Raw genomic sequence first — 19,206 nt, 5'->3', positions numbered from 1 at the left:
CACGGAGGAGAATCGGGCCGCGCCATCGCACGGCGCGACCCGATTCTCCTCCGTGTTCGGCACCAGGAGACGCTGAGATGACCCGGCATCGTGGACGCGGCATGGCGTCGATCAACTACCCCATCGGCATGAATCTCGGCGGCGATCCGAGCCAGGCGCTGGTGCATTCCAACCCGAGCGGCAAGTTCACCGTGGCGCTGTCGTCGATCGACCTCGGCCAGGGCATGAAATCGGTGACGCGGCAGATCTGCGCGGAGACGCTGGGCGTGCCCGTCGAGGACGTCTATGTCGACACGGCGGATTCCGACACCGGCCCGCACTGCATGGGCTCGTTCGCCTCACGCGGCACCCATCGCGTCGGCAACGCCGTGATGGCTGCGGCGCGCGAGGCGCGCGGCGTGATGATGGAGGCCGCCGCCGAGGAGCTCGAGGTCAACGCCGCCGATCTCGAGACCGACGGGCGCGGCAACATCCATGTCAAAGGCGCGCCGCACCGCTCGATCTCGACAAAGGACGTGGCCATTGCCGCGCAGTTCAAACAGGGCAAGACCATCTCCGGCCGAGGCATCTTCCTGGTGCCGCTCTCCAACGTCGACCCTGAAACGGGCGAGATGTCGCCGGCAACCTGCTATGCCCATGCCTGCCTTGTCGCCGAGGTCGAGGTGGATGATGAGACCGGCGAGGTCGCGATGGTCCGCATGGACTCGGCTTATGAGCTCGGCCGCGCGCTCAACCCGCGCCTGGTCGAGCAGCAGCTGGTCGGCGGCGCCTGGATGGGCATCAGCCACGCGCTCTACGAGACGCCGGAGCCGTACTATCCCGATCCCGTCCATGGCCCCCGCGACTTCGTCGAATATCTGATGCCCGGTCCAGGCGATATCTGCCCGCACGATATCGCGGTGCTTGAACGCCCTGCGCCTGATGGTCCGTTCGGGGGAAAAGGCCCCGGCGAGATGTGCGCCAATCCGGTGCTGCCCGCCGTGGCGAACGCAATCTTCAACGCCGTCGGCGTGCGGATCGACGACCTGCCGATCACGCCCGAGAAAGTGCTGCGGGCGATCAAGGCGCAGGGCGGCGCGCGGCCGCAGGCGCGGCGTTAGAGGATCGGCCGTGGCGGTTCGCAGCAACATCGTCGGCATCGACAGCCCGGAGGCGCTGGAGCGGGCGCTGCGGGCGGCCTATTATCTCGCCGACGAAGGGCTCGCGACCGCCGCCTATCTCGGCCTCGCGCTCGGCAAGCCGCTGCTGCTCGAAGGCGCGCCCGGCGTCGGCAAGACGGAGGCCGCCAAAGCCATCGCCGCCGTGCTCGGCCGCCGCCTGATCCGCCTGCAATGCTACGAGGGCATCGACGCCTCTGCCGCGCTCTATGAGTGGAACTATCCACGCCAGATGCTGGCGATCCGTCAGGCCGGCGACGAGAGCATCGACATCTATGGCGAGACGTTCCTGATCGAGCGGCCGATGCTGGCGGCGCTGCGCGCACCTGATTCCACCGTGCTCCTGATCGATGAAATCGACCGCGCCGACCAGGAGTTCGAGGCCTTCCTGCTCGAATTCCTCTCCGACTTCCAGATCTCGATTCCCGAGCGCGGCACGGTCCGCGCGACCGAGCGGCCGGTGGTCGTGCTCACCTCGAACCGGACCCGCGATCTGCACGAAGCCTTGCGCCGCCGCTGCGTCTATCACTGGATCGATTATCCGACGGCGGAGCGCGAGGCACGCATCATCATGATGCGCGCCTCCAGCGTCGCCGAAACCACGGCCCGCGCCGTCGTCGCGGCCGTCGAGAGATTGCGGCGTGAACCGCTGAGCAAGGCCCCCGGCATCGCCGAAGCCGTCGACTGGGCCGAGGCCGCGACCCTCCTCAACAAGGGCGGCGCGCGCTGGCCTGATGCCTTCAAACGCTCGATCGGCGTGGCGCTGAAGGACGAAGAGGACCTGCACTTCATCGCGCCGCGGCTCGATGCCATGCTCGCGGAGGCGACCGCATGAGCATCGAGCCACAGCTCCCGCGCGCTGCCCGCACCTTTGTTTCCTTCGTCGCCCTGCTGCGCGCCAACGGCTTCGCCGTCGCGCCGGAGCAGACCACCGCGTTCCTCGCCGCGATCGCGCTGCTCGGACCGCGCAAGCTCGAGGACATCAAGCAATCTGCGCTCGCCACCCTCGCCCCTCCGCCCGAGCGCCGCGCCACTTTCGATCGGCTGTTCGACCTGCATTTCCGCGGCAGCGAGGCGATCGAGCATGCCGCAGACGGCGAGGACGATGAGACCGTCCGTCTGCAGGAGGAAGGTCGCGGCGACGAGGAGCCCCTGCTCTCCGACGAGGCCAACGAGTCCGGCCTGACTGCATCGCGCACTGAGGCGCTGGTCGAGCGCCGCTTCGTGCAGCTATCCACGACCGATGCCCTCCGACGCCTGGCACGCGAGGCGCCGCGGCGCCTGCCACGGCGGCGCGGGCACCGCCGCATGCGGGCGCGCCGCGGCCCCTTTGCCGACCTCCGCCGCACCTTGCGCGACTCTGTCCGCAGCGACGGCGAGATCCTGCGGCTCGGCCACATGAAACGGCGGCAACGGCCGCGCAAGGTGTTACTGCTGATCGACGTCTCCGGCTCGATGAAAAGCCGCACCGAGGAGAATATGAAGCTTGCGCATACGCTGGTGCAGGCCGCGCCCAATGTCGAGGTCTTCACCTTCGGCACGCGTCTGACCCGTGTCACCCGCGCGCTGCGGCTGAAACGGCGCGAGCAGGCGCTGAGCGCCGCGGCACATCTGGTCAGCGACTGGGACGGCGGCACCCGGATCGGCGACGCGCTGCAGGCGTTTCTGGCGGTCCCGCGGTTCGGCGGCTACGCCCGCGGCGCCGCTGTGATCATCGTCTCCGACGGGCTCGAGCGCGGCGAGCCGGACGCCCTCCGCGACGCCGTCGCGAAACTGTCGCGGCGGGCGTGGCGGCTGAGCTGGCTGACGCCGCTCGCGACAGGCCCCGCGTTCCGTCCGCAGACAGAAGCTCTGGTCGCGATCGAACGCTCCGTCGACGATCTCGTGGACGGCGGGTCGAGCGCATCGATCGTCGCCCACGTCCTGGCACTGGGAAGGAGAGCTGCGTGAACGATATTGTCGACGGCCATCATCACATCTGGCGGCAGGCCGACCTGCCCTGGCTGACCGGCCCCATGCAGCCCCGCATCTTCGGACCGTACGAGCCGATCCGGCGCGATTATCCGATCCAGGAATATCTCGACGATCTCAAGGACAGCGACGTCACCCGTTCCGTCTATGTGCAGACCAATTGGGCGCCTGAGCATTTTGAGGAGGAAGCAGCGTGGGTACAGCGTACCTCCGACGAACATGGCTGGCCGCACGCCATCGTTGCCTACGCCAATTTCGCGGCCGAGGACGTCCGTCCGCAGCTCGACCGCCTCAATCGTTATCCGCTACTGCGTGGGGTGCGCATGCAGCTGCATTGGCACGAGAACCCGCTCTATCGCTTCGCGGCGCGTCCGGATCTCTGCGCCGACCCGACGATCCGTCGCAATGTCGCACGTCTTTCCGATTACGGCTGGAGCTTCGATTTGCAGGTGTTCACGCCGCAGATGCCGGATGCTGCGCAGCTGGCCGAATCCTGTCCCGGCGTGACCTTCATCCTCCAGCATGCCGGCATGCTCGAGGATCTCTCGCCGGCTGGACGGGCGGCCTGGCGCGCCGGGATGGCCCGGCTCGCGAGTTGTCCGAACGTGGTCTCGAAACTGTCCGGGCTCGGCACCTTCATCCATCGCAACGATCCCGCGCATATCGCCGCCGTGCTCACCGATACCGTCGCGATCTTCGGCGCCGAGCGCTGCCTGTTCGGCTCCAATTTTCCGATCGAGAAATTGTGGACCAGTTATCGCGAGCTCGTCGCAGCCTTTCGCGCCGCCGCCGCCCCGTTCAGTGCGGAGCAGCAGGATGCGATCTTCAGGACGACGGCGACGCGCGTCTATCGGCTTTGACAGACAAGAAACGAGACGGGAGGGAAACGAATGGCGCTGGAGATCAAGATCCTGGACTACGGCGATATCGAGCTGGAATCGAGCTTCCTGGTGCTCGGCCGCGACTGCGGCCGCACCCGCCGCGTCCTCACGCTCGGCTTTTTGATCCTCGGCGGCAAATATCCTGTTGTCGTCGACACCGGCTATCGCTCCAACCAGATCATGGAGACGCTGGGCATGCGCGGGCTCCAGTATCATGAGAACATGATCGAGAACCAGCTCGCGCGCCACGGCGTTCGCATGGGCGACGTTCGCTTCGTCTGCCACACGCATTTGCATATCGACCATGCCGGCAAGGACGACCTGTTTCCGATGAACACGACCGTCGTGCTCAACCGCAAGGAGCTCGAATATTCCGTCTCCGGCCTGATGCATCCGCAATATCCCGCGCCAGACATCAAGCACCTGATCGACCGGCTGCATACCAAGAGCGCGCTGCGCTTCCTGGACCTCGAGATCACCGGGCCGATCGAGCTGATGCCCGGCGTCTATTGCGATGCCGCCAACGCGCACACCGAGGGCTCGATGAACATCATCGTCGAGACCGCCGACGGCATCGCCACCATCTGCGGCGACGTGATCTACGACTTCAACGACCAGATCGTCACGCCCTTCCATGAGATCCACGATTGGGAGCCGCGTACCACCGGCAACCATGGCACCACCAAGCGCGCGGAAAAGGCGGCGATCAAAAAGCTGCTGAGCAGCTCGCGCTACCTGCTCCCGGTCCACGACCGTCCCGCCAAGATCGAAGGCGGCAATGTCGTGGGGCGTCTGCACGATCAAGTCCCTGGCCCGATCGTGCAGTCGCTGCCCGAGCGCAACTGGTTCCCGGCTTGACGTTGTCGAGGATCGACCGATGACGCATGTGACGTTGCGAAGCGAGTTCGAAACCCTGATCGACCCCTATGCGCCGGTTGCACAGATCGGCACTGGCTTCGACTTCACGGAAGGGCCCATCTGGCATCCGGTCGATCATTATCTGCTGTTCTCGGACATGCCGGCCGACGTGCGGCGGCGCTGGGATGCGCGGCGCGGCGTCGTCGAGGTCAAACGCCCGTCGAACAAATGCAACGGCATGACCTATGACGCCGAGCTCAATTTGATCGTCTGCGAGCACGCAACCTCGTCGCTGATCCGCGAACGCCCGGACGGACGGCGTGAGGTCCTGGCCTCGCATTTCGGCGGCCAGGAGCTCAACAGCCCGAACGACGTCTGCGTGCACTCATCCGGCGCGATCTATTTCTCCGATCCATGGTATGGCCGCATGCCGGTCTATGGCGTCGAACGGCCGCGCCAGCTCGGCTTCCAGGGCGTCTACCGCGTCGTGCCGGGCGGCGAGCCGAAGCTCGTAGTCGAGCGCAATCTGTTCGACCAGCCGAACGGGTTGTGCTTCTCGCCGGACGAGAGGCTGCTTTATGTCAACGACACGGTGCAAGCGCTGATCCGCGTGTTCGACGTCAACAGCGACGGCTCGCTGTCCAATGCGCGCGTGTTCGCCAGCGGCATCAAGTCCGAGCTCGAGCCTGGCTTGCCCGACGGCATGAAATGCGATCAGCACGGCAATGTCTGGGTCACCGCCCCCGGCGGCGTCTGGGTCTGTTCGCCGCGCGGCGAACTGCTCGGCAAGGTCCGCGTGCCCGAGCTCGTCGCCAACCTCGCCTGGGGCGGGCCGAATTTCCGCACGCTCTATCTCACCTCGACCCATTCGATATATGCGATCCCGGCCCGGGTCGGCCCGCGGCATGAGCCCTATATGAGCGGCAGGCGCACTGGTGGCGGAGCAAGCTCGAGCTCGTCGCCAGCCGCGCCTATTCTGAGCGAAGGCGAGATGCGGCTCGATCCGCAACGCTGCGCCATGATCATCCAGGATCTCCAGAACGACGTCATCATGGACGGCGGGGCTTTCTCCGAGTCCGGCGCGCCGGGTCATGCCAAGCAGCAGCATGTCGTGGAGAATGTGCGGCGCCTCGCGGAGGCCGCGCGCGCCCGCGGCGTCACCATCATCCATGTCTGGTTCGTGGTCGAGCCCGGCGCGCCCGGCGTCACGCTGAACGCTCCGTTGTTCGAGGGCCTGGTCGACAGCAAGGCGATGGTGCGCGGGAGCTGGGGTGCGGCCCCGGTTTCAGGCCTCGAGCCCCGGCCCGGCGATTTCGTGGTCGAGAAGATGCGGATGAGCGCCTGGGAAGGCACGCGGCTGGAGACGATCCTGAAAGCGACCGGCCGCGACATGATCATCAATACCGGCGCCTGGACCAACATGTCGATCGAGCACACGGCGCGGACCGGCGCTGACAAGGGCTATTTCATGATCGTGCCCGAGGATTGCTGCTCGACCATGAATGCCGACTGGCACAATGCCTCGATCAACTTCGCCATGCAGAACGTCGCGGTCGTGACCAGGGCCGATGCCGTGATCAGAGCGCTGGGATGAGCTGTGGCAAAGCTCCTGCACTTGTCCTGCTCGCCGCGCGCCGAGGCCGAATCGACAGCCGGCGCGCGGCTCTTTCTCGATGGCTTCCGCCAGGCCCGGCCGGATTGGGACATTGATGTCGTGGACATCTGGCGTGAACGGATGCCGGAATTCACCGGTCCGATCGTCGAGGCCAAATACGCGCGCATGAAGGCTCAGGTCTTCACCGATGCGCAGCGCGACAGCTTTGCCGAGGCCGAGCGAATGGCGTTGCGCTTCTCGCTCGCCGATCGCGTGCTGATCTCGACTCCGATGTGGAACTTCGGCCTTCCCTACAAGCTCAAGCAGTGGTTCGACATCATCGTCCAGCCCGGCCTCACCTTTCGGTTTGATCCGTCGCAGGGATATCTGCCGCTGCTCAAGGACCGGCCGACGCTGGTGATCATCGCCAGCGGCAGCGATTTTGCCACCGGCATGAACCGCGGCCGCATCGACATGGCAACGCCCTACTTACGGGAGATCCTGCGCTTCATCGGGATCAGCAATGTCCGCTTCGTCCTGATCGGTCCAACCACGGGACCACAAGCGCCGATCGATGCCGCCCGCGAACGGGCCCATCAACGTCTCGCTGCAATGGCCGCGACCTTCTGAATCGCGATGGCGGCGTGTCGAGCCGGATCAGATCAGGCTCGACTTGCCCCGGCTCAGCACTTGGCCTGCGCCTTTGGTGCCGACGATCCGGCCCTCGCTGCAGACCACCTCTCCCCTCGCGATCGTCGTCACCGGCCATCCCGTAACCTCGAAACCTTCCCAGGGCGTGTAATCCGCGCCGTGATGCAGATCGGCCTGCCGGATCGGCTTCTTCAACTTGGGATCCCAGAGAACGATGTCGGCATCGAAGCCGACGCCGATCGAGCCCTTCCGGGGATAGAGACCGTAGATGCGGGCGTGGTTGGTCGCGGTCAGCTCGACGAACTTCTGCAGGGTGATGCGGCCCTTCGAGACGCCTTCGGAGAACAGAATCGGCAGACGCGTCTCGACGCCCGGGATGCCGTTCGGCACCCAGCGGAACGAGGTACGGGCGTTCGGCGTCAGCTTGCCCTTGGGATCATCGTAGCGGAACGGGCAGTGATCGGACGAGAAGGTCTGGAACACGCCCGACGTAATGCCCTCCCAGATCGCCTCCTGGCTCTCGACATCGCGCGGCGGCGGCGAGCAGACGTATTTCGCGCCCGTAATGTCCATGTTGAGGCCCTTCATGTCGTCGGCCGTCAGCGTGATGTATTGCGGGCAGGTCTCGGCATGAACGGGCAGACCGCGCTGCTGCGCCCAGCGTACCTGCTCCATCGCCTCGCGTCCGGAGACGTGCACGATCATGATGGGAACGCCGATCAGCTCGGCATGGCTGATGGCCCGGTGCGTCGCCTCGCGCTCGACCGCCTGCGGCCGCGAGGTGCCGTGATAATACGGCGCGATATGACCTTCGCGCTCCAGCTTGCTGGTCAGGAAACGGATGGCGTCGTAGCCCTCGCAATGGACCATGACCAGCGCCTCCTCGCGGCGCGCGACCTCGAACACTTCGAGCAGCTGCTTGTCGCTGAGCACGAGGTCGTCATAGGTCATGAACACCTTGAACGAGGTGTAGCCGTCCTTGACCAGCGCCGGCAGCTCCTGCCCGAGCACCACGGCAGTCGGATCGGAGATGATGAGATGGAAGGCCGTATCGATGTAGCACTCACCTTCGGCGAGCTTGCGATAGTTCTCGACACAGCTGCGCAGCGAGGTGCCTTTCTCCTGCAGCGCAAAGGGCAGCACCATGGTGTTGCCGCCGGCTGCGGCTGCGCGCGTCGCCGAGGCAAAATCGTCGGCCATCACCACGTCGGGGCCCGAGGGCTGGGAAATATGGACGTGGCTGTCGATGCCGCCCGGCAGCGCCAATAGGCCCGACGCATCGATCTCGCGCGCTGCGCCCGCGATGCTATCGGCGATGCTGACGATGCGGCCGTCGCGAATTCCGATATCAGCGCGAAACTCGTCGCTGGCCGTCACGATGGTGCCGCCGCGGATGGCGAGGTCGAGCTGCGTCACTGATGTCTCCGTCACCTGATATTTGGCATTGTCTGGAAGATCCGTCCCCATTTCGCAAGGGCCGTCACATCGCCGCCGGCGAGGCAGAGGGTCCGCCACAGCGTCACCGCGACCGAATCGAGCACGGCGATATCCAGCTCCCGCTCCAGCGTGGCCGCAAGCGCCGCACCATCGAGATTGGTGCAGAGGATGACGATCGCGTCAGTCCCCTCCGCCGCCACGGCGCGGATCATATCCGTGATCGTCGACGGCGCGACTTCGCCAAAGGAAAAGTTGTCGCGCAAGCCGAGATGCCGCTCGGCATGCGGGGCGATCCCCTCCTCAGCCCAGACGTCGGCAATGCGCCGCTGCACGTCGTCGGTATAGGGCGAGACCAGGCCGACGCGCCTGGCGCCGAGCGCGCAGGCGGCATCGATGCAGGCCAGGGTCGATGTCGTCGCCGGCACATTTGTGCGGGCCGTGATCGCCTCGCACAGGCTGCGGTCGCGGCCGATGCCGAGCCAGCTTGCGGACGTTCCGTTCCAGGCGATCGCGTCGACCTTGGCATCGGCCAGCAGATCTGCCGCCGGCAACATCACCGAGGCATCGAACTGGCTCAGCGCGGCGGCATCGAGCGCGATCTGGGTGACGCGGAAGCGAGAGAAATGCGCGGTGACGCCGGGGGTGCCCGCCAGCATAGCGCTGGTGACGGGCTCGAGCACCGAGTTGGAGGACGGCGTGATCATGCCGAGGCGCTTGCGCATGGCTGACATCGATCACAGTCGCTCCGTTGCCGCAGGGAGCATCAAACGCTCCCTCGAAACGATCATCGGCATCCCCGGCGCCGTGCGCAACCCGCAATTTGCATACTGCATACAATTTGTTCGATATGCATTTGTTTTACGCCACATACGTCGCCTATTTGAGCATCGCGTTCGGCTCGGTATGGCTAGGATGAGTTGCAAGCAGGAAGCCTCGCGTGCAGCAAAAATCCGAAACGAACCCGGCGCGAAAGTCGCCCAAGCTCAAGCGGATGGGCCTGCATGAGCGCGCCGCCGCGCGGATGCGGACGATGATCATTCGCGGCGAGCTTCCGCCGGGCTCGCAGACTCAGGAGACCAAGCTGTCGAAGGAGCTCGGCGTGTCGCGCACCCCCTTGCGCGAGGCGATGAAGGTGCTCGCGGCGGAAGGCTTGATCGAGCTCCGTCCCAACCGCAGCCCGCGCATCGCCGATATCGCGGTCGACGGCATCTCGGAATTGTTCGAGGCGCTCGCCGGTATCGAGCGGCTCGCCGCCGAGCTCGCCGCGGAACGCGCCACCGAGCGCGATCTCGTCCGCCTACGCACGCTGCAGACCCGGATGGAGGGTCATCACCGCAGCGGCAAGCTCGACGATTATGCCGCGATCAACGGCGAAATCCACAACGCCATCGTCCGCATGGCCCGCAACACCCCGCTGCGCGAGGCGCACGAGACGCTGATCTCGCGTGCCGAACGTGCGCGTTATCTCGCGCTCGGCGCCGACAGGCGCTGGAGCAATTCGGTCGACGAGCACGCCGACATCCTGGCTGCGCTCGAAGCGCGCGACGGCGAAGCGGCCGGCCGGCTGCTCGGCGCGCACGTCGCGCGGACCGGCACGGCGCTGCTGGAAGTCCTCGCCGCCTCTCAGGCCAAGCGGCCGGCGGCGTGATCATGAAGCTGCTCCTGCTCAACCCAAATACCAGCACCGAGGTCACGCAGCTGATGCTGGGCGTCGGGCGGCGCGCCGCCTCAAAAGGCACCGAGCTGATCCCCTGCACCGCGACCCGCGGCGTGCCCTATATCGCCACGCGCACCGAAGCGCAGATCGGCGGCGCCATCGCGCTGGAGATGCTTGCCGAGCAGCACAAAAAGGTCGACGCCGCGATCATCGCGGCCTTCGGCGATCCCGGCCTGTTCGCGGCGCGCGAGACCTTCGACATTCCCGTGATCGGCATGGCGGAAGCCGCGATGCTGACCGCGTGCATGGCCGGACGCCGCTTTGCCATCGTTACCTTCGCGCAGGCGCTGGGGCCCTGGTACGAGGAATGCGTCCGCGCCCACGGGCTGTGGGAGCGCTGCGCCGGCATCCGCATGCTGGATACGCCGTTTCAGGCGATCTCCGAGGTCGGCACCGAGAAGGAGGACATGCTGGTCGAGCTCGCCCGGCGCGCCATCGTCGAGGACGAGGCCGATGTGCTGATCTTTGCCGGCGCCCCGCTCTCGGGTCTTGCCGAGCGCGTCGCCGACCGGATCCCTGTCCCCGTGGTCGATCAGGTCATAGCTTCAGTGAAGCAAGCCGAGGCGCTGCATGCGCTGCGTTTGCGCAAGGCCGTTGCGGGCACCTTCCGCCGCCCCGCCGCCAAGCCGACCATCGGCCTTGCCGATGCGCTCGCCGCCCGGCTCGAGCATCGCGACAGCTGATCAGAGAGGCGGCCGGCGATGCGAAAAACCCAATTCGTTCTCGAGCACGCGGCCGAAGGCAAACAAGCGGGATTCGCATCCCGGCGGTGCGACGATCTGCATGCCGAAGGGCAGCACATTCTCCCCGCGCGGCACCGGCACGGTCAGCACCGGGAAGCCGACCAGCGACACGATGAAGGTCACGGCGAGATAGTCGATCGGCGTCTCCAGCGCGGCCCCATCGATGGCCGTGACGTCGGCGATTTCATTCGGCCAGGGCAAGACCGACGCAGCCGGCGCGACCAGGAAATCGGCGCGAGTGAACAGCTGGCGAAAGCTGCGGTAGATCGCGGTGCGGCGCCGCTCGGCGTCGAGGTAGTTCTGCGCGGACAGTTTTGCCCCGGCTTCGATATTCCAGATCACCGTCGGCGTGAGCTCCGCACGCCGCGTTCTCAGCAACTCGCCGTAAGCGTTGGCAATATGCGCGGCGCGCAAGGTGCGGAAGGTTTCGATCGCCCCGCCGCAATCCGGCGAGGACGGCACGACATCGGCGACACGCGCGAGCGCCTCGCACGCCGCCGCGAAGCGGGCACGAGCCTCGCGCGCAACGGGCGCCACACCGAAATCGGGCGTGACCGCAATCCGGGCACGGTCGGGGACTGGTCGATCATCATCGGTACTGCCGAGCGAGAGCGGATCATGCGGATCGCTTCCGGCGCAGACCGACAACGCGAGTTCGAGATCATCGACACCGCGGGCGAGGAAGCCGTGGGTCGCCAGCATGTCCCAGCCGAGCGGCCGGCGCGGCAATGCAATGCGGCCGGGTGTCGGCCGGATCGAGGCGACACCACAGAAGCTGGCGGGCGTGCGCACCGAGCCGCCGAAATCGGTGCCGTGCGCCAGCGGCACCATGCCGGATGCGACCGCGACGGCAGAGCCGCCGGACGATCCGCCGGAGGTCAGCGCCGGATCGAAGGGGTTGCGTGTCGGCCCGCACAATCTGTTGGTGCAGACCGCGCCGAAGCCGAACTCCGGCGTGTTGGTTTTGCCCAGAATGACCGCGCCGGCACGCCGCAGCCGCGCCACGACGAGATCATCCTCGGCCGGGACGTGATCGCCGAACAGCAGGGATCCGTAAGTCGTCGCAAGTCCCGCAGTGTCAGTGAGGTCCTTGACCGCAATGGGCACGCCGTGCAGCGGGCCCATCGGCGCAGAGGCGGCATCGCACATCTGCGCTGCACGGCGGGCACCATCCGCATCCACCGTCACGAATGCCGCCAATCGGCTGTCGAGGCTCGCCATCCGCGCCAGATGCGCTTCGACGGCCTGGCGGGAGGACACTTCGCGCCTTGCAATGGCGCGCGCGAGCTCTGTCGCCGTGAGGTCGCATATCGATCGATCCGATGTCATGGGGTCACCATGCCAAAACGCTCCGCGAAAAGCGACAGTCGCGGGCACGAGACTTGCTTTCTCCTCTGGAGCAACGGGAGGCAACACCATGGTTGATGCGCCAAGCAGCCGATCGCTTGTCGTCGATGCGGTCACCCACCGGTATCCGAGTGGCGCGCTTGCGGTCGAGAACATCAATCTCGACATCAAGGGCGGCGAGATCATTGCGCTGCTGGGTCCGTCCGGCTGCGGCAAGACAACGCTGCTGCGCATCATCGCCGGCTTCATCGCGCAGACGCAAGGGAGGATCATCATCGGCGACGACATCGTCGATGCGCTGCCGCCGAACAAACGCGCCGTCGGCATCGTGTTCCAGAACTACGCGTTGTTCCCGCACCTGTCGATCAGCGAGAACGTCGCCTACGGCCTCGCCGCCCGCGGCATCGACAAGGCCTCACGTCAGCGCGAGGCGCAGCGCCTGCTGGAGCTGGTGCAGCTGCCTGCTATGGCCGACCGGCTGCCGCGGCAGCTCTCCGGGGGCCAGCAGCAGCGCGTTGCGCTCGCCCGCGCGCTCGCGATCAAGCCGTCGATCCTGCTGCTCGACGAGCCCTTCGCCGCGCTCGACAAGAATTTGCGGCTGGACATGCAGATCGAGGTCAAGCGGCTGCAGCGCGTTTCCGGCATCACCACGCTGATCGTGACGCACGACCAGGAAGAAGCGCTGTCGATGGCCGATCGTGTCGCCGTGCTGAGCCATGGCAAGCTGGAGCAGTTCGGCTCGCCATCGGACGTCTATGACCGTCCGCAGACGCTGTTCGTCAACACCTTCGTTGGCTCCACCAACCGCATGCCCGGCATCGTGGTCTCAGCGGACCGCACGGCAGCGAAGGTGCGCCTCGATGCCGGCGCGGAGATCATCGCGCGTCCCGCGGGCGGTGCGCTCAGCGAGGGCGGCCGCGTCACCGTCTGCATCCGCCCCGAGCACCTGCAATTCGTCGGCGACGAGACCGGCTTTGCCGGCGTCGTTGGCATGTCGCTGCCGCTGGGCGCCACCGTCGTGCACGAGGTCACCACGGCCGATGGCTCCGGCGTCAAGGTTTCTCAGGCGCGCATCGGCGAGACGCGCGCCCTGGAGAGCGGCGCTGCGGTGCGCCTCGCACCGCTCGCCCCATCGCTCGCCAACGCCTTTCCCGCAACGCTTTAGATCCAGTCTTTGTCCAGAGGGGAGTTTGATATGATCATGAATCGCAGAAGCCTGCTGACCACGGCGCTCACGCTCGGGGCCATGAAGGCGTTTCCAGGCCTGAGCTACGCCCAGGCGCGTCCGCTGGTGTTTGCGACCTTCACCGGCAGCTGGGAGGAAGCGCACAAGGCCGTGCTGGTGCCGGCGTTCCGCAAAGCCAATGCGGACGCCGCGATGGTGCTCGATCCCATGCTCTCTGTCGACCAGATCGCCAAGGTCAACGCAGCGAAAGCAAATCCGCCGATCGACGTCATGCTGCACGATCCCGGTCCTGCCCTCGTCGCCGTCGGCCAGGATCTGGTCGAGCCTTATCCCGTCGAGAAGAGCGCCTACTACAAGGACCTGATCGCCGAGGCACAGGAACCGATGGGCCCCGCCCCGTTCTTCCAGGTCGTCGGCCTCACCTACAATCCGGAAGCGGTCAAGACGCCGCCAACGTCATGGGCCGATCTCTGGAAGCCGGAATTCAAGGGCCGCGTCGGCATCACCAACCTCAACTCGACACTCGGCACCGGCTGGCTGGTCGAGATCGCCAAGATGCGCGGCGGCTCGGAGGCCAATGTCGATCCGGGCTTCAAGGCACTGGAGGAGCTCAAGCCCAATCTCGCCGCGGTCGCCGCCAATCCCGGCGCGCTCGCGACCCTGTTCCAGCAGGGCCAGATCGACATCTCGCCCGGCAATTTCAACGCCATCCAGATCCTGAAAGCGCGTGGCGTGCCGGTCGAGTTCGTGGCGCCGAAGGAAGGCGCCATCGCCTTCAAGACCACGATTCACATCGTCAAGAACTCACCGAACCGCGAGCTCGCCTTCAAGCTGATCGAGGCGGCCCTGACGCCGGAGGTGCAGACCACGCTGATGAACCCGCCCTACCTGATCGTGCCGACGAATTCCAAAGTGATGATGGGCGGCGAGATCGCGCGCGTTCTGGCCAAGGACACCGCCGAGCTGAAGAAGAAGTTCGTGTTCCAGGACTGGAAGAAGATCAACGAGCAGCGCTCGGCCTGGATCGAACGCTTCAACCGCGAGATCAAGATCTAAAACCTCGAGGTTCAAGCCATGGGCGCAGCGCCGGCAGCACGGGACGTGACGTCCTACGGAATGGGATTGGCAGCGCCGCTGGCGCTGTTCTTCCTGGTCTTCTTCGTCGCGCCGCTGCTGCAATTGTTCTGGCTCTCGCTGCACAACGACACGGCCGGGCTCCATTGGGGGCTCGGCCAGTACCTGCACTTCCTCACCGATCCCTTCAGCCTCGGCGTGCTCGGCTCGACGCTGCTGCTGGGCGCTGAGGTGACGGCCGTCTGCCTCGTGCTCGGCTTTCCCATCGCCTGGCTTTATCAGCGGGTCGGGCCAAAGCTTCAGACCGTCATCATCCTGATCGTGCTGCTGCCGCTTCTGACCAGCGTCGTGGTCCGGACCTTCGCCTGGATCGTCATCCTGGGTCGCCAGGGCATCATCAACGCGACACTGCAATCGCTCGGCTTGATCGATACCCCGCTCAAACTGCTCTACACCCAGTTCGGCGTGGTGATCGCGCTGGCGCAGGTGCAGATGCCCTTGATGACGCTGCCGCTGATCACCGCGCTCGGCCGCATCGATCCCAATCTCGACGATGCCTCCTGCTCGCTTGGCGCCGGAAGCTGGCGCACTTTCTTCCGGATCTTGCTGCCGCTGTCGCTGCCGGGGGTCATCGCCGGCTGCACGCTGACCTATGCCGCCGCGATCACCGCCTTCATCACCCAGTCGCTGATCGGCGGCGGGCAGATGCTGTTCATGCCGATGTATCTCTACCAGCAGGCCTCGACGCTGCAGAACTGGCCGTTTGCGGCCGCGATCTCGATCATCTTCCTGCTCGCCGTGCTCGCGGTCGTCTCGGTCTTCACCACGCTCGGCCGCATGTCGCGCGGCTATGGAGGCGCATGATGAGCGGCCGCAAGCGCACGCTCGAGGCGATCAGCTTCGAGCTCGTCATGACCGTGATCGCGATGATCGCGCTTCTCATCATCATCGCCCCCTCGCTCGTGGTGCTGATCGTCTCCTTCACCAGCGGCTTCTCGCTGCGCTTCCCGCCGCCCGGCTATTCGCTGCGCTGGTACGTCGAGCTGTGGAATGCCTGGCAGCTGCATTTCGCGGCCAAGAACAGCCTGATCGTGGCGCTATGGGCGACCGGCCTGTCCGTTACCCTTGGCGTCGCCGCGGCGCTGGCGATCTCCAGGTCGCGGACGCTGTCGGCGCGGCTGCTCGATTCGCTCTTCATGTCGCCGCTGGTGCTTCCCGCGCTCGCCTTCGGCCTCGCCGCCCTGATGCTGTTCTCGCTGGTCGGCCTGCCCGTGTCGCCGCTGACGCTGGTGATCGGCCACACCGTGGTCTGCGTGCCCTATGTCGTGCGCAACACGGTCGCAGCGCTGGCCCAGCTCGAGCCGACCCTGCTCGAAAGCTCGGCCGTGCTCGGCGCCAGCCGCCTCTACACGTTCCGCCGCATCGTGCTGCCGCTGATCCGGCCGGGCATCATCGCGGGCGCCTTCATCGCCTTCATGTCGTCCTTCGACAACGTGCCGGTCTCGCTGTTCCTGCGCGATGCCGCCACCGACATGCTGCCGATCCGGATGTGGCAGGATCTCGAAGGCAAGCTGGATGTCACCATCGCAGCCCTCTCGGGCGTGCTGATCATCGCCACCGTCGCGCTGGTCGCGGTGATGGAGCGCGTCACCGGCCTGTCGCGGCGGCTGACCAACTGATCAGGCGCCGCGGAACAGCGAATAGCCCCAGCGCGTGAATTTCAGCGGCAGATGAAAATGCTCATCAACGTTCTTGATGCGAAAGCGGAACGGCGTCACGGTGAGGAAACCGTCGCGCTCGCCAAAGAACTCGCCGAGATGAAACAGCACCTCGTACGCGCCTTCCGTCACACCGGCACCTTGCGCGACGGCATGATCGAGCACGCCGTTGGCGCCGAGCCGCCCGTCGGCGATGCGCTGGGACTCCGGATCGATCCGCCAGATCTCGACGCGCAGCCCCTGCGCCGGACGCCCGCTCGCGACATCGACCGCGTGAATGGAAATACCGCCTGCCACAATGTTCCTCCCATGAGCACGCCGCCATGGTAGACGGAAACACGGCCGCTCGGCCAGCACCCGCGCTGCTGCCGGCCCTGGGCGCGATGACCGCGCTTCAGGCCCTGGTCGCGCTGGCCTTGTTCGCGCCCGGCGTGGTCGCCCCGCGAGCCCATATCGAGGTCTGGCAGCTCTCGATGTTCTCCGCCGCCGTGTTCGCGGTCGGCATCCCCGCCTCGTTCTGGGGCGGCAGCTTCATCGCGCGCCTGGGCTCGCTGCGGATCGCGAGCCTGTGCGCGGCGGCCGTCGTCGTCGGCATGGCGCTGGCTTCGTTCGGAACGAGCGCCGCCCTGCTGGCCGCGGGCCTCTGCATCGGCCTCGCCATGGGACCGGAGACGCCGGCGAGCGCGGCGCTGCTGGCGCGGCTCGTCACTGCCGAGCGGCGCGCCTTCGTGTTCTCGGTGCGCCAGACCGGCAACCAGATCGGCGCCGTTTGCGGCTCGCTGGCCCTGCCCGCGATCGCCATCGTGTTCGGACCGGTCTGGTGCTATGCGGCCGTTGCTGCCTTGGCGCTACTGGCGATCGCGCTGTTCGAACGGTTGCGGCCGGCCTATGCCGGCAAGGTCGCCCCGCCGCCGAAGCTCGATCTCCGCGCGCGGGTGGCGCTGGTGATCGCGGACCGGCGGATCGCGATGCTGGCGCTGGCCTCGATGCCGTTCAGCGCGATGCAGGTGTCGCTCAACACGGTCTTCGTCACGCTCGGCACACGCGAGCTCGGCCTCAGCCATATCGAATCCGGCATGGCGCTCGCCTGCGCGCAAGCCGGCGGCCTGATCGGCCGTCTCGGCTGGGGCTATGTCGCCATGCGGCTCGATGCCTCGCGCGCCGTCCTCGTCGTCATCGGCCTCGGCATGGCCTTCTGCGCCGCGCTGCTCGGCCTGAATGGCGCTTCGCTCGGCCGCAGCGGACAATTCATCATTGCCGCATTGTTCGGCCTGACGGCGTCGGGCTGGAACGGCGTCTTCGTCGCCGAGATCGCCCGCCTCGCCCCGCAGGACCGGATCGGCGAGACCACCGGCGCGGTGCTGACCGCGTCCTATGCCGGTCTCCTTGCCGCGCCCGCGCTGGTGTCGATCCTGGATCGCGTGGCCAGCCTCGGCATGGCCTTCTTCGCCCTGGCGTGCCTTGCCCTTGGCGGTACATTGGCGTTGATCTGGGGAGGCCATGACAACGCGGACAAATAGCGCGCGCGAGACCGTTGCCGACGTCAGCGCCGGGCGGACCAATGCCGTCGAGACCGCGAAAGCCGCGCTCGGCCGCATCGAGGCCGCCAGGGCCTTGAACGCGGTCGTCACGATCGATCCCGTGCGCACGCTGGCCGATGCTGCGGCGGTCGATGACCGCGTGCGCGCCGGCGAGACCATGCCGCTCGCCGGCGTGCCTGTCATCGTCAAGGACAACATCTGGGTCGGCGGCTGGCGCGTGACGCAGGGCTCGCGCCTGTTCCGCGATTTCATCGCGCCGCGCGATGCCATCGCGGTCGAGCGGCTGCGCAAGGCCGGTGTCGTTGTCGTCGGCATCGGCGCGACCTCCGAGTTCGCCTGCAAGGGCGTGACGACCTCGCAACTATACGGGCCGACGCGACATCCGCTCGATCCCGCGCTGACGCCCGGCGGCTCATCGGGTGGCCCGGCCGCAGCTGTTGCAGCCGGCTTGGTGGCGCTCGCGATCGGTACCGATGCGGGCGGCTCGAGCCGCAGGCCGCCGGCGCATGTCGGGGTTGCCGGCTTCAAGCCGTCCTACGGCGCGATCCCCTATGGGCCAGGTTTCGCCGAGCCCTTCTTCGGCCTCTCCGTCATCGCGCCGATCGCATCGGACGTGACCGATATCGCGCTGGCGTTTGAAGCCATGGTCGGCGTCGATCCGCGCGATCCGGAGTCTGCCGTCGTGGTGCAGCAAGCCAAAGACATCGGCAGTCAGCGCATCGCGTTCTCGCCGCGCCTTGGTCTCGACGTCGCGATCGACGACGTCGTCGCGAATGGCCTCGCCGCCGCCGTCGACCGGCTTTCCGCAGCAGGTTTGCACATTACACGACGCGATCCCGCCTGGCCGGCAGGCGCCACGGAGGATGCGATCATGCCGCTGCAGCATGCGGGGCTCGCAGCACTCCACGACGAACGCTTTCGCAACGATCCGACTGTGTTCGATCCTGACATCGCCAAGCAGATCGAGCGAGGTCTCACCTGGTCGGGTGCGGAGGTCGCCGCAGCGCTGCTCGCGAGCACCGCGATCGCCAATGCCTTCGCCGCGTTCTTCACTGAGGTCGACCTCCTGCTGGCGCCGACCGTCCCCTGCGTCGCCTGGCCGCTGACGCAGCTCGGCCCTGATATGATCGGCGGAAAGCCCGCAAGCCCGCGGGCCCACGCGGTGTTCACGCCCTTCGTCAATCACGCCCGCCTGCCGGCGATCTCGATTCCGTGCGGAACGGATCGGCGCGGGCTTCCCTTCGGCCTTCAGATCATCGCGGCGCGCGGGCAAGACCGCTCGCTCCTCGCAGCAGCGCAAGAGATCGAAGCGATCTTGCGCAGTGCCTGAC

Annotated in this window: 19 protein-coding genes; 15 read left to right on the top strand and 4 right to left on the bottom strand. The window is 66.6% G+C overall.

The window, feature by feature from the left end; all coding sequences use genetic code 11:
* Positions 1-77: 77 nt before the first annotated feature.
* The 7 genes from I6F33_RS36305 to I6F33_RS36275 are packed head-to-tail and all read left to right on the top strand — an operon-like array spanning position 78 to position 7,091.
* Positions 78-1,100: a xanthine dehydrogenase family protein molybdopterin-binding subunit gene (locus tag I6F33_RS36305; protein ID WP_109144208.1), complete on the top strand. Its 1,023-nt coding sequence runs from the start codon at positions 78-80 to the stop codon at positions 1,098-1,100.
* 10 nt (positions 1,101-1,110) lie between these two features.
* On the top strand, positions 1,111-1,992 hold the full coding sequence (locus I6F33_RS36300; protein ID WP_057029893.1) for a MoxR family ATPase: 882 nt from the start codon (positions 1,111-1,113) through the stop codon (positions 1,990-1,992).
* Positions 1,989-3,107 carry a VWA domain-containing protein gene (locus I6F33_RS36295; RefSeq protein WP_225145674.1) on the top strand — a complete coding sequence of 373 codons (1,119 nt, stop codon included), beginning with the start codon at positions 1,989-1,991 and terminating at the stop codon, positions 3,105-3,107. The genes I6F33_RS36300 and I6F33_RS36295 overlap by 4 nt, the downstream gene beginning before the upstream one ends.
* Positions 3,104-3,988: an amidohydrolase family protein gene (locus I6F33_RS36290; RefSeq protein WP_225145673.1), complete on the top strand. Its 885-nt coding sequence runs from the start codon at positions 3,104-3,106 to the stop codon at positions 3,986-3,988. The genes I6F33_RS36295 and I6F33_RS36290 overlap by 4 nt, the downstream gene beginning before the upstream one ends.
* 30 nt (positions 3,989-4,018) lie before the next feature.
* Entirely contained in the window at positions 4,019-4,867 is an 849-nt protein-coding gene (locus tag I6F33_RS36285; protein WP_036023756.1) for an MBL fold metallo-hydrolase, read from the top strand.
* A gap of 19 nt (positions 4,868-4,886) precedes the next feature.
* Entirely contained in the window at positions 4,887-6,461 is a 1,575-nt protein-coding gene (locus tag I6F33_RS36280; RefSeq protein ID WP_225145672.1) for an isochorismatase family protein, read from the top strand.
* A 3-nt stretch (positions 6,462-6,464) separates the two neighbouring features.
* A complete protein-coding gene (locus I6F33_RS36275; RefSeq protein WP_109144212.1) occupies positions 6,465-7,091 on the top strand; it encodes an FMN-dependent NADH-azoreductase in 627 nt (208 codons plus the stop codon).
* 27 nt (positions 7,092-7,118) lie between these two features.
* On the opposite strand, the gene hydA is transcribed toward I6F33_RS36275, so the two are convergent.
* Both hydA and I6F33_RS36265 read right to left on the bottom strand, forming a co-directional pair.
* Entirely contained in the window at positions 7,119-8,579 is a 1,461-nt protein-coding gene (gene hydA, locus I6F33_RS36270) for a dihydropyrimidinase (RefSeq protein WP_225145671.1), read from the bottom strand.
* Positions 8,540-9,280, bottom strand: coding sequence for an aspartate/glutamate racemase family protein (locus I6F33_RS36265; RefSeq protein ID WP_225145670.1), 741 nt, complete (start codon positions 9,278-9,280; stop codon positions 8,540-8,542). Before I6F33_RS36265 ends, hydA begins: the two co-directional genes overlap by 40 nt.
* Before the next feature lie 206 nt (positions 9,281-9,486).
* On the opposite strand from I6F33_RS36265, the gene I6F33_RS36260 reads away from it, so the two are divergent.
* Together I6F33_RS36260 and I6F33_RS36255 are read left to right on the top strand one after the other, a co-directional pair.
* Positions 9,487-10,197, top strand: a complete 711-nt coding sequence (locus tag I6F33_RS36260) for a GntR family transcriptional regulator (protein WP_225145669.1) — start codon at positions 9,487-9,489, stop codon at positions 10,195-10,197.
* A gap of 2 nt (positions 10,198-10,199) precedes the next feature.
* Positions 10,200-10,949: an aspartate/glutamate racemase family protein gene (locus I6F33_RS36255; protein WP_036023742.1), complete on the top strand. Its 750-nt coding sequence runs from the start codon at positions 10,200-10,202 to the stop codon at positions 10,947-10,949.
* Here the strand turns inward: I6F33_RS36255 and I6F33_RS36250 are convergent, their stop codons facing one another.
* Entirely contained in the window at positions 10,950-12,338 is a 1,389-nt protein-coding gene (locus I6F33_RS36250) for an amidase (RefSeq protein ID WP_225125963.1), read from the bottom strand.
* Between the two features lie 88 nt (positions 12,339-12,426).
* On the opposite strand from I6F33_RS36250, the gene I6F33_RS36245 reads away from it, so the two are divergent.
* The 4 genes from I6F33_RS36245 to I6F33_RS36230 are packed head-to-tail and all read left to right on the top strand — an operon-like array spanning position 12,427 to position 16,295.
* Positions 12,427-13,521, top strand: coding sequence for an ABC transporter ATP-binding protein (locus I6F33_RS36245; RefSeq protein WP_225145668.1), 1,095 nt, complete (start codon positions 12,427-12,429; stop codon positions 13,519-13,521).
* A 30-nt stretch (positions 13,522-13,551) separates the two neighbouring features.
* Positions 13,552-14,598, top strand: coding sequence for an ABC transporter substrate-binding protein (locus tag I6F33_RS36240; RefSeq protein ID WP_036023723.1), 1,047 nt, complete (start codon positions 13,552-13,554; stop codon positions 14,596-14,598).
* An 18-nt stretch (positions 14,599-14,616) separates the two neighbouring features.
* The gene (locus I6F33_RS36235; RefSeq protein WP_225145667.1) at positions 14,617-15,480 is read left to right on the top strand and encodes an ABC transporter permease; all 864 of its coding nucleotides are present in this window, start codon (positions 14,617-14,619) and stop codon (positions 15,478-15,480) included.
* Positions 15,480-16,295, top strand: a complete 816-nt coding sequence (locus tag I6F33_RS36230) for an ABC transporter permease (protein ID WP_036004967.1) — start codon at positions 15,480-15,482, stop codon at positions 16,293-16,295. Before I6F33_RS36235 ends, I6F33_RS36230 begins: the two co-directional genes overlap by 1 nt.
* On the opposite strand, the gene I6F33_RS36225 is transcribed toward I6F33_RS36230, so the two are convergent.
* Complete coding sequence (locus I6F33_RS36225) at positions 16,296-16,631, bottom strand: hydroxyisourate hydrolase (protein ID WP_036004970.1); 336 nt, start codon at positions 16,629-16,631, stop codon at positions 16,296-16,298. It abuts the gene before it with no gap.
* Positions 16,632-16,657: 26 nt separating this feature from the next.
* On the opposite strand from I6F33_RS36225, the gene I6F33_RS36220 reads away from it, so the two are divergent.
* The gene (locus I6F33_RS36220; RefSeq protein WP_225145666.1) at positions 16,658-17,854 is read left to right on the top strand and encodes an MFS transporter; all 1,197 of its coding nucleotides are present in this window, start codon (positions 16,658-16,660) and stop codon (positions 17,852-17,854) included.
* Positions 17,835-19,205 (top strand): amidase, encoded by a 1,371-nt coding sequence (locus tag I6F33_RS36215; RefSeq protein ID WP_225145665.1) that lies wholly within the window; start codon positions 17,835-17,837, stop codon positions 19,203-19,205. Before I6F33_RS36220 ends, I6F33_RS36215 begins: the two co-directional genes overlap by 20 nt.
* The last annotated feature ends 1 nt before the right edge of the window (position 19,206 follow it).

Source organism: Bradyrhizobium sp. BRP20, assembly GCF_020194215.1.
Taxonomy (GTDB): Bacteria; Pseudomonadota; Alphaproteobacteria; order Rhizobiales; family Xanthobacteraceae; genus Bradyrhizobium; species Bradyrhizobium yuanmingense.
Note: the sequence above shows the minus strand (reverse complement) of the source record. Positions and strands in the feature narration are given on the sequence as shown.

Bases quoted from the DNA above. Each gene is read 5' to 3' on its own strand.
- I6F33_RS36305 (WP_109144208.1), top strand. From the start codon at position 78: ATGACCCGGCATCGTGGACGCGGCATGGCGTCGATCAACTACCCCATC.
- I6F33_RS36295 (WP_225145674.1), top strand. From the start codon at position 1,989: ATGAGCATCGAGCCACAGCTCCCGCGCGCTGCCCGCACCTTTGTTTCC.
- I6F33_RS36285 (WP_036023756.1), top strand. From the start codon at position 4,019: ATGGCGCTGGAGATCAAGATCCTGGACTACGGCGATATCGAGCTGGAA.
- I6F33_RS36280 (WP_225145672.1), top strand. From the start codon at position 4,887: ATGACGCATGTGACGTTGCGAAGCGAGTTCGAAACCCTGATCGACCCC.
- hydA (WP_225145671.1), bottom strand. From the start codon at position 8,579: ATGGGGACGGATCTTCCAGACAATGCCAAATATCAGGTGACGGAGACA.
- I6F33_RS36265 (WP_225145670.1), bottom strand. From the start codon at position 9,280: ATGTCAGCCATGCGCAAGCGCCTCGGCATGATCACGCCGTCCTCCAAC.
- I6F33_RS36255 (WP_036023742.1), top strand. From the start codon at position 10,200: ATGAAGCTGCTCCTGCTCAACCCAAATACCAGCACCGAGGTCACGCAG.
- I6F33_RS36250 (WP_225125963.1), bottom strand. From the start codon at position 12,338: ATGACATCGGATCGATCGATATGCGACCTCACGGCGACAGAGCTCGCG.
- I6F33_RS36245 (WP_225145668.1), top strand. From the start codon at position 12,427: ATGGTTGATGCGCCAAGCAGCCGATCGCTTGTCGTCGATGCGGTCACC.
- I6F33_RS36240 (WP_036023723.1), top strand. From the start codon at position 13,552: ATGATCATGAATCGCAGAAGCCTGCTGACCACGGCGCTCACGCTCGGG.
- I6F33_RS36235 (WP_225145667.1), top strand. From the start codon at position 14,617: ATGGGCGCAGCGCCGGCAGCACGGGACGTGACGTCCTACGGAATGGGA.
- I6F33_RS36230 (WP_036004967.1), top strand. From the start codon at position 15,480: ATGAGCGGCCGCAAGCGCACGCTCGAGGCGATCAGCTTCGAGCTCGTC.
- I6F33_RS36220 (WP_225145666.1), top strand. From the start codon at position 16,658: ATGGTAGACGGAAACACGGCCGCTCGGCCAGCACCCGCGCTGCTGCCG.
- I6F33_RS36215 (WP_225145665.1), top strand. From the start codon at position 17,835: ATGACAACGCGGACAAATAGCGCGCGCGAGACCGTTGCCGACGTCAGC.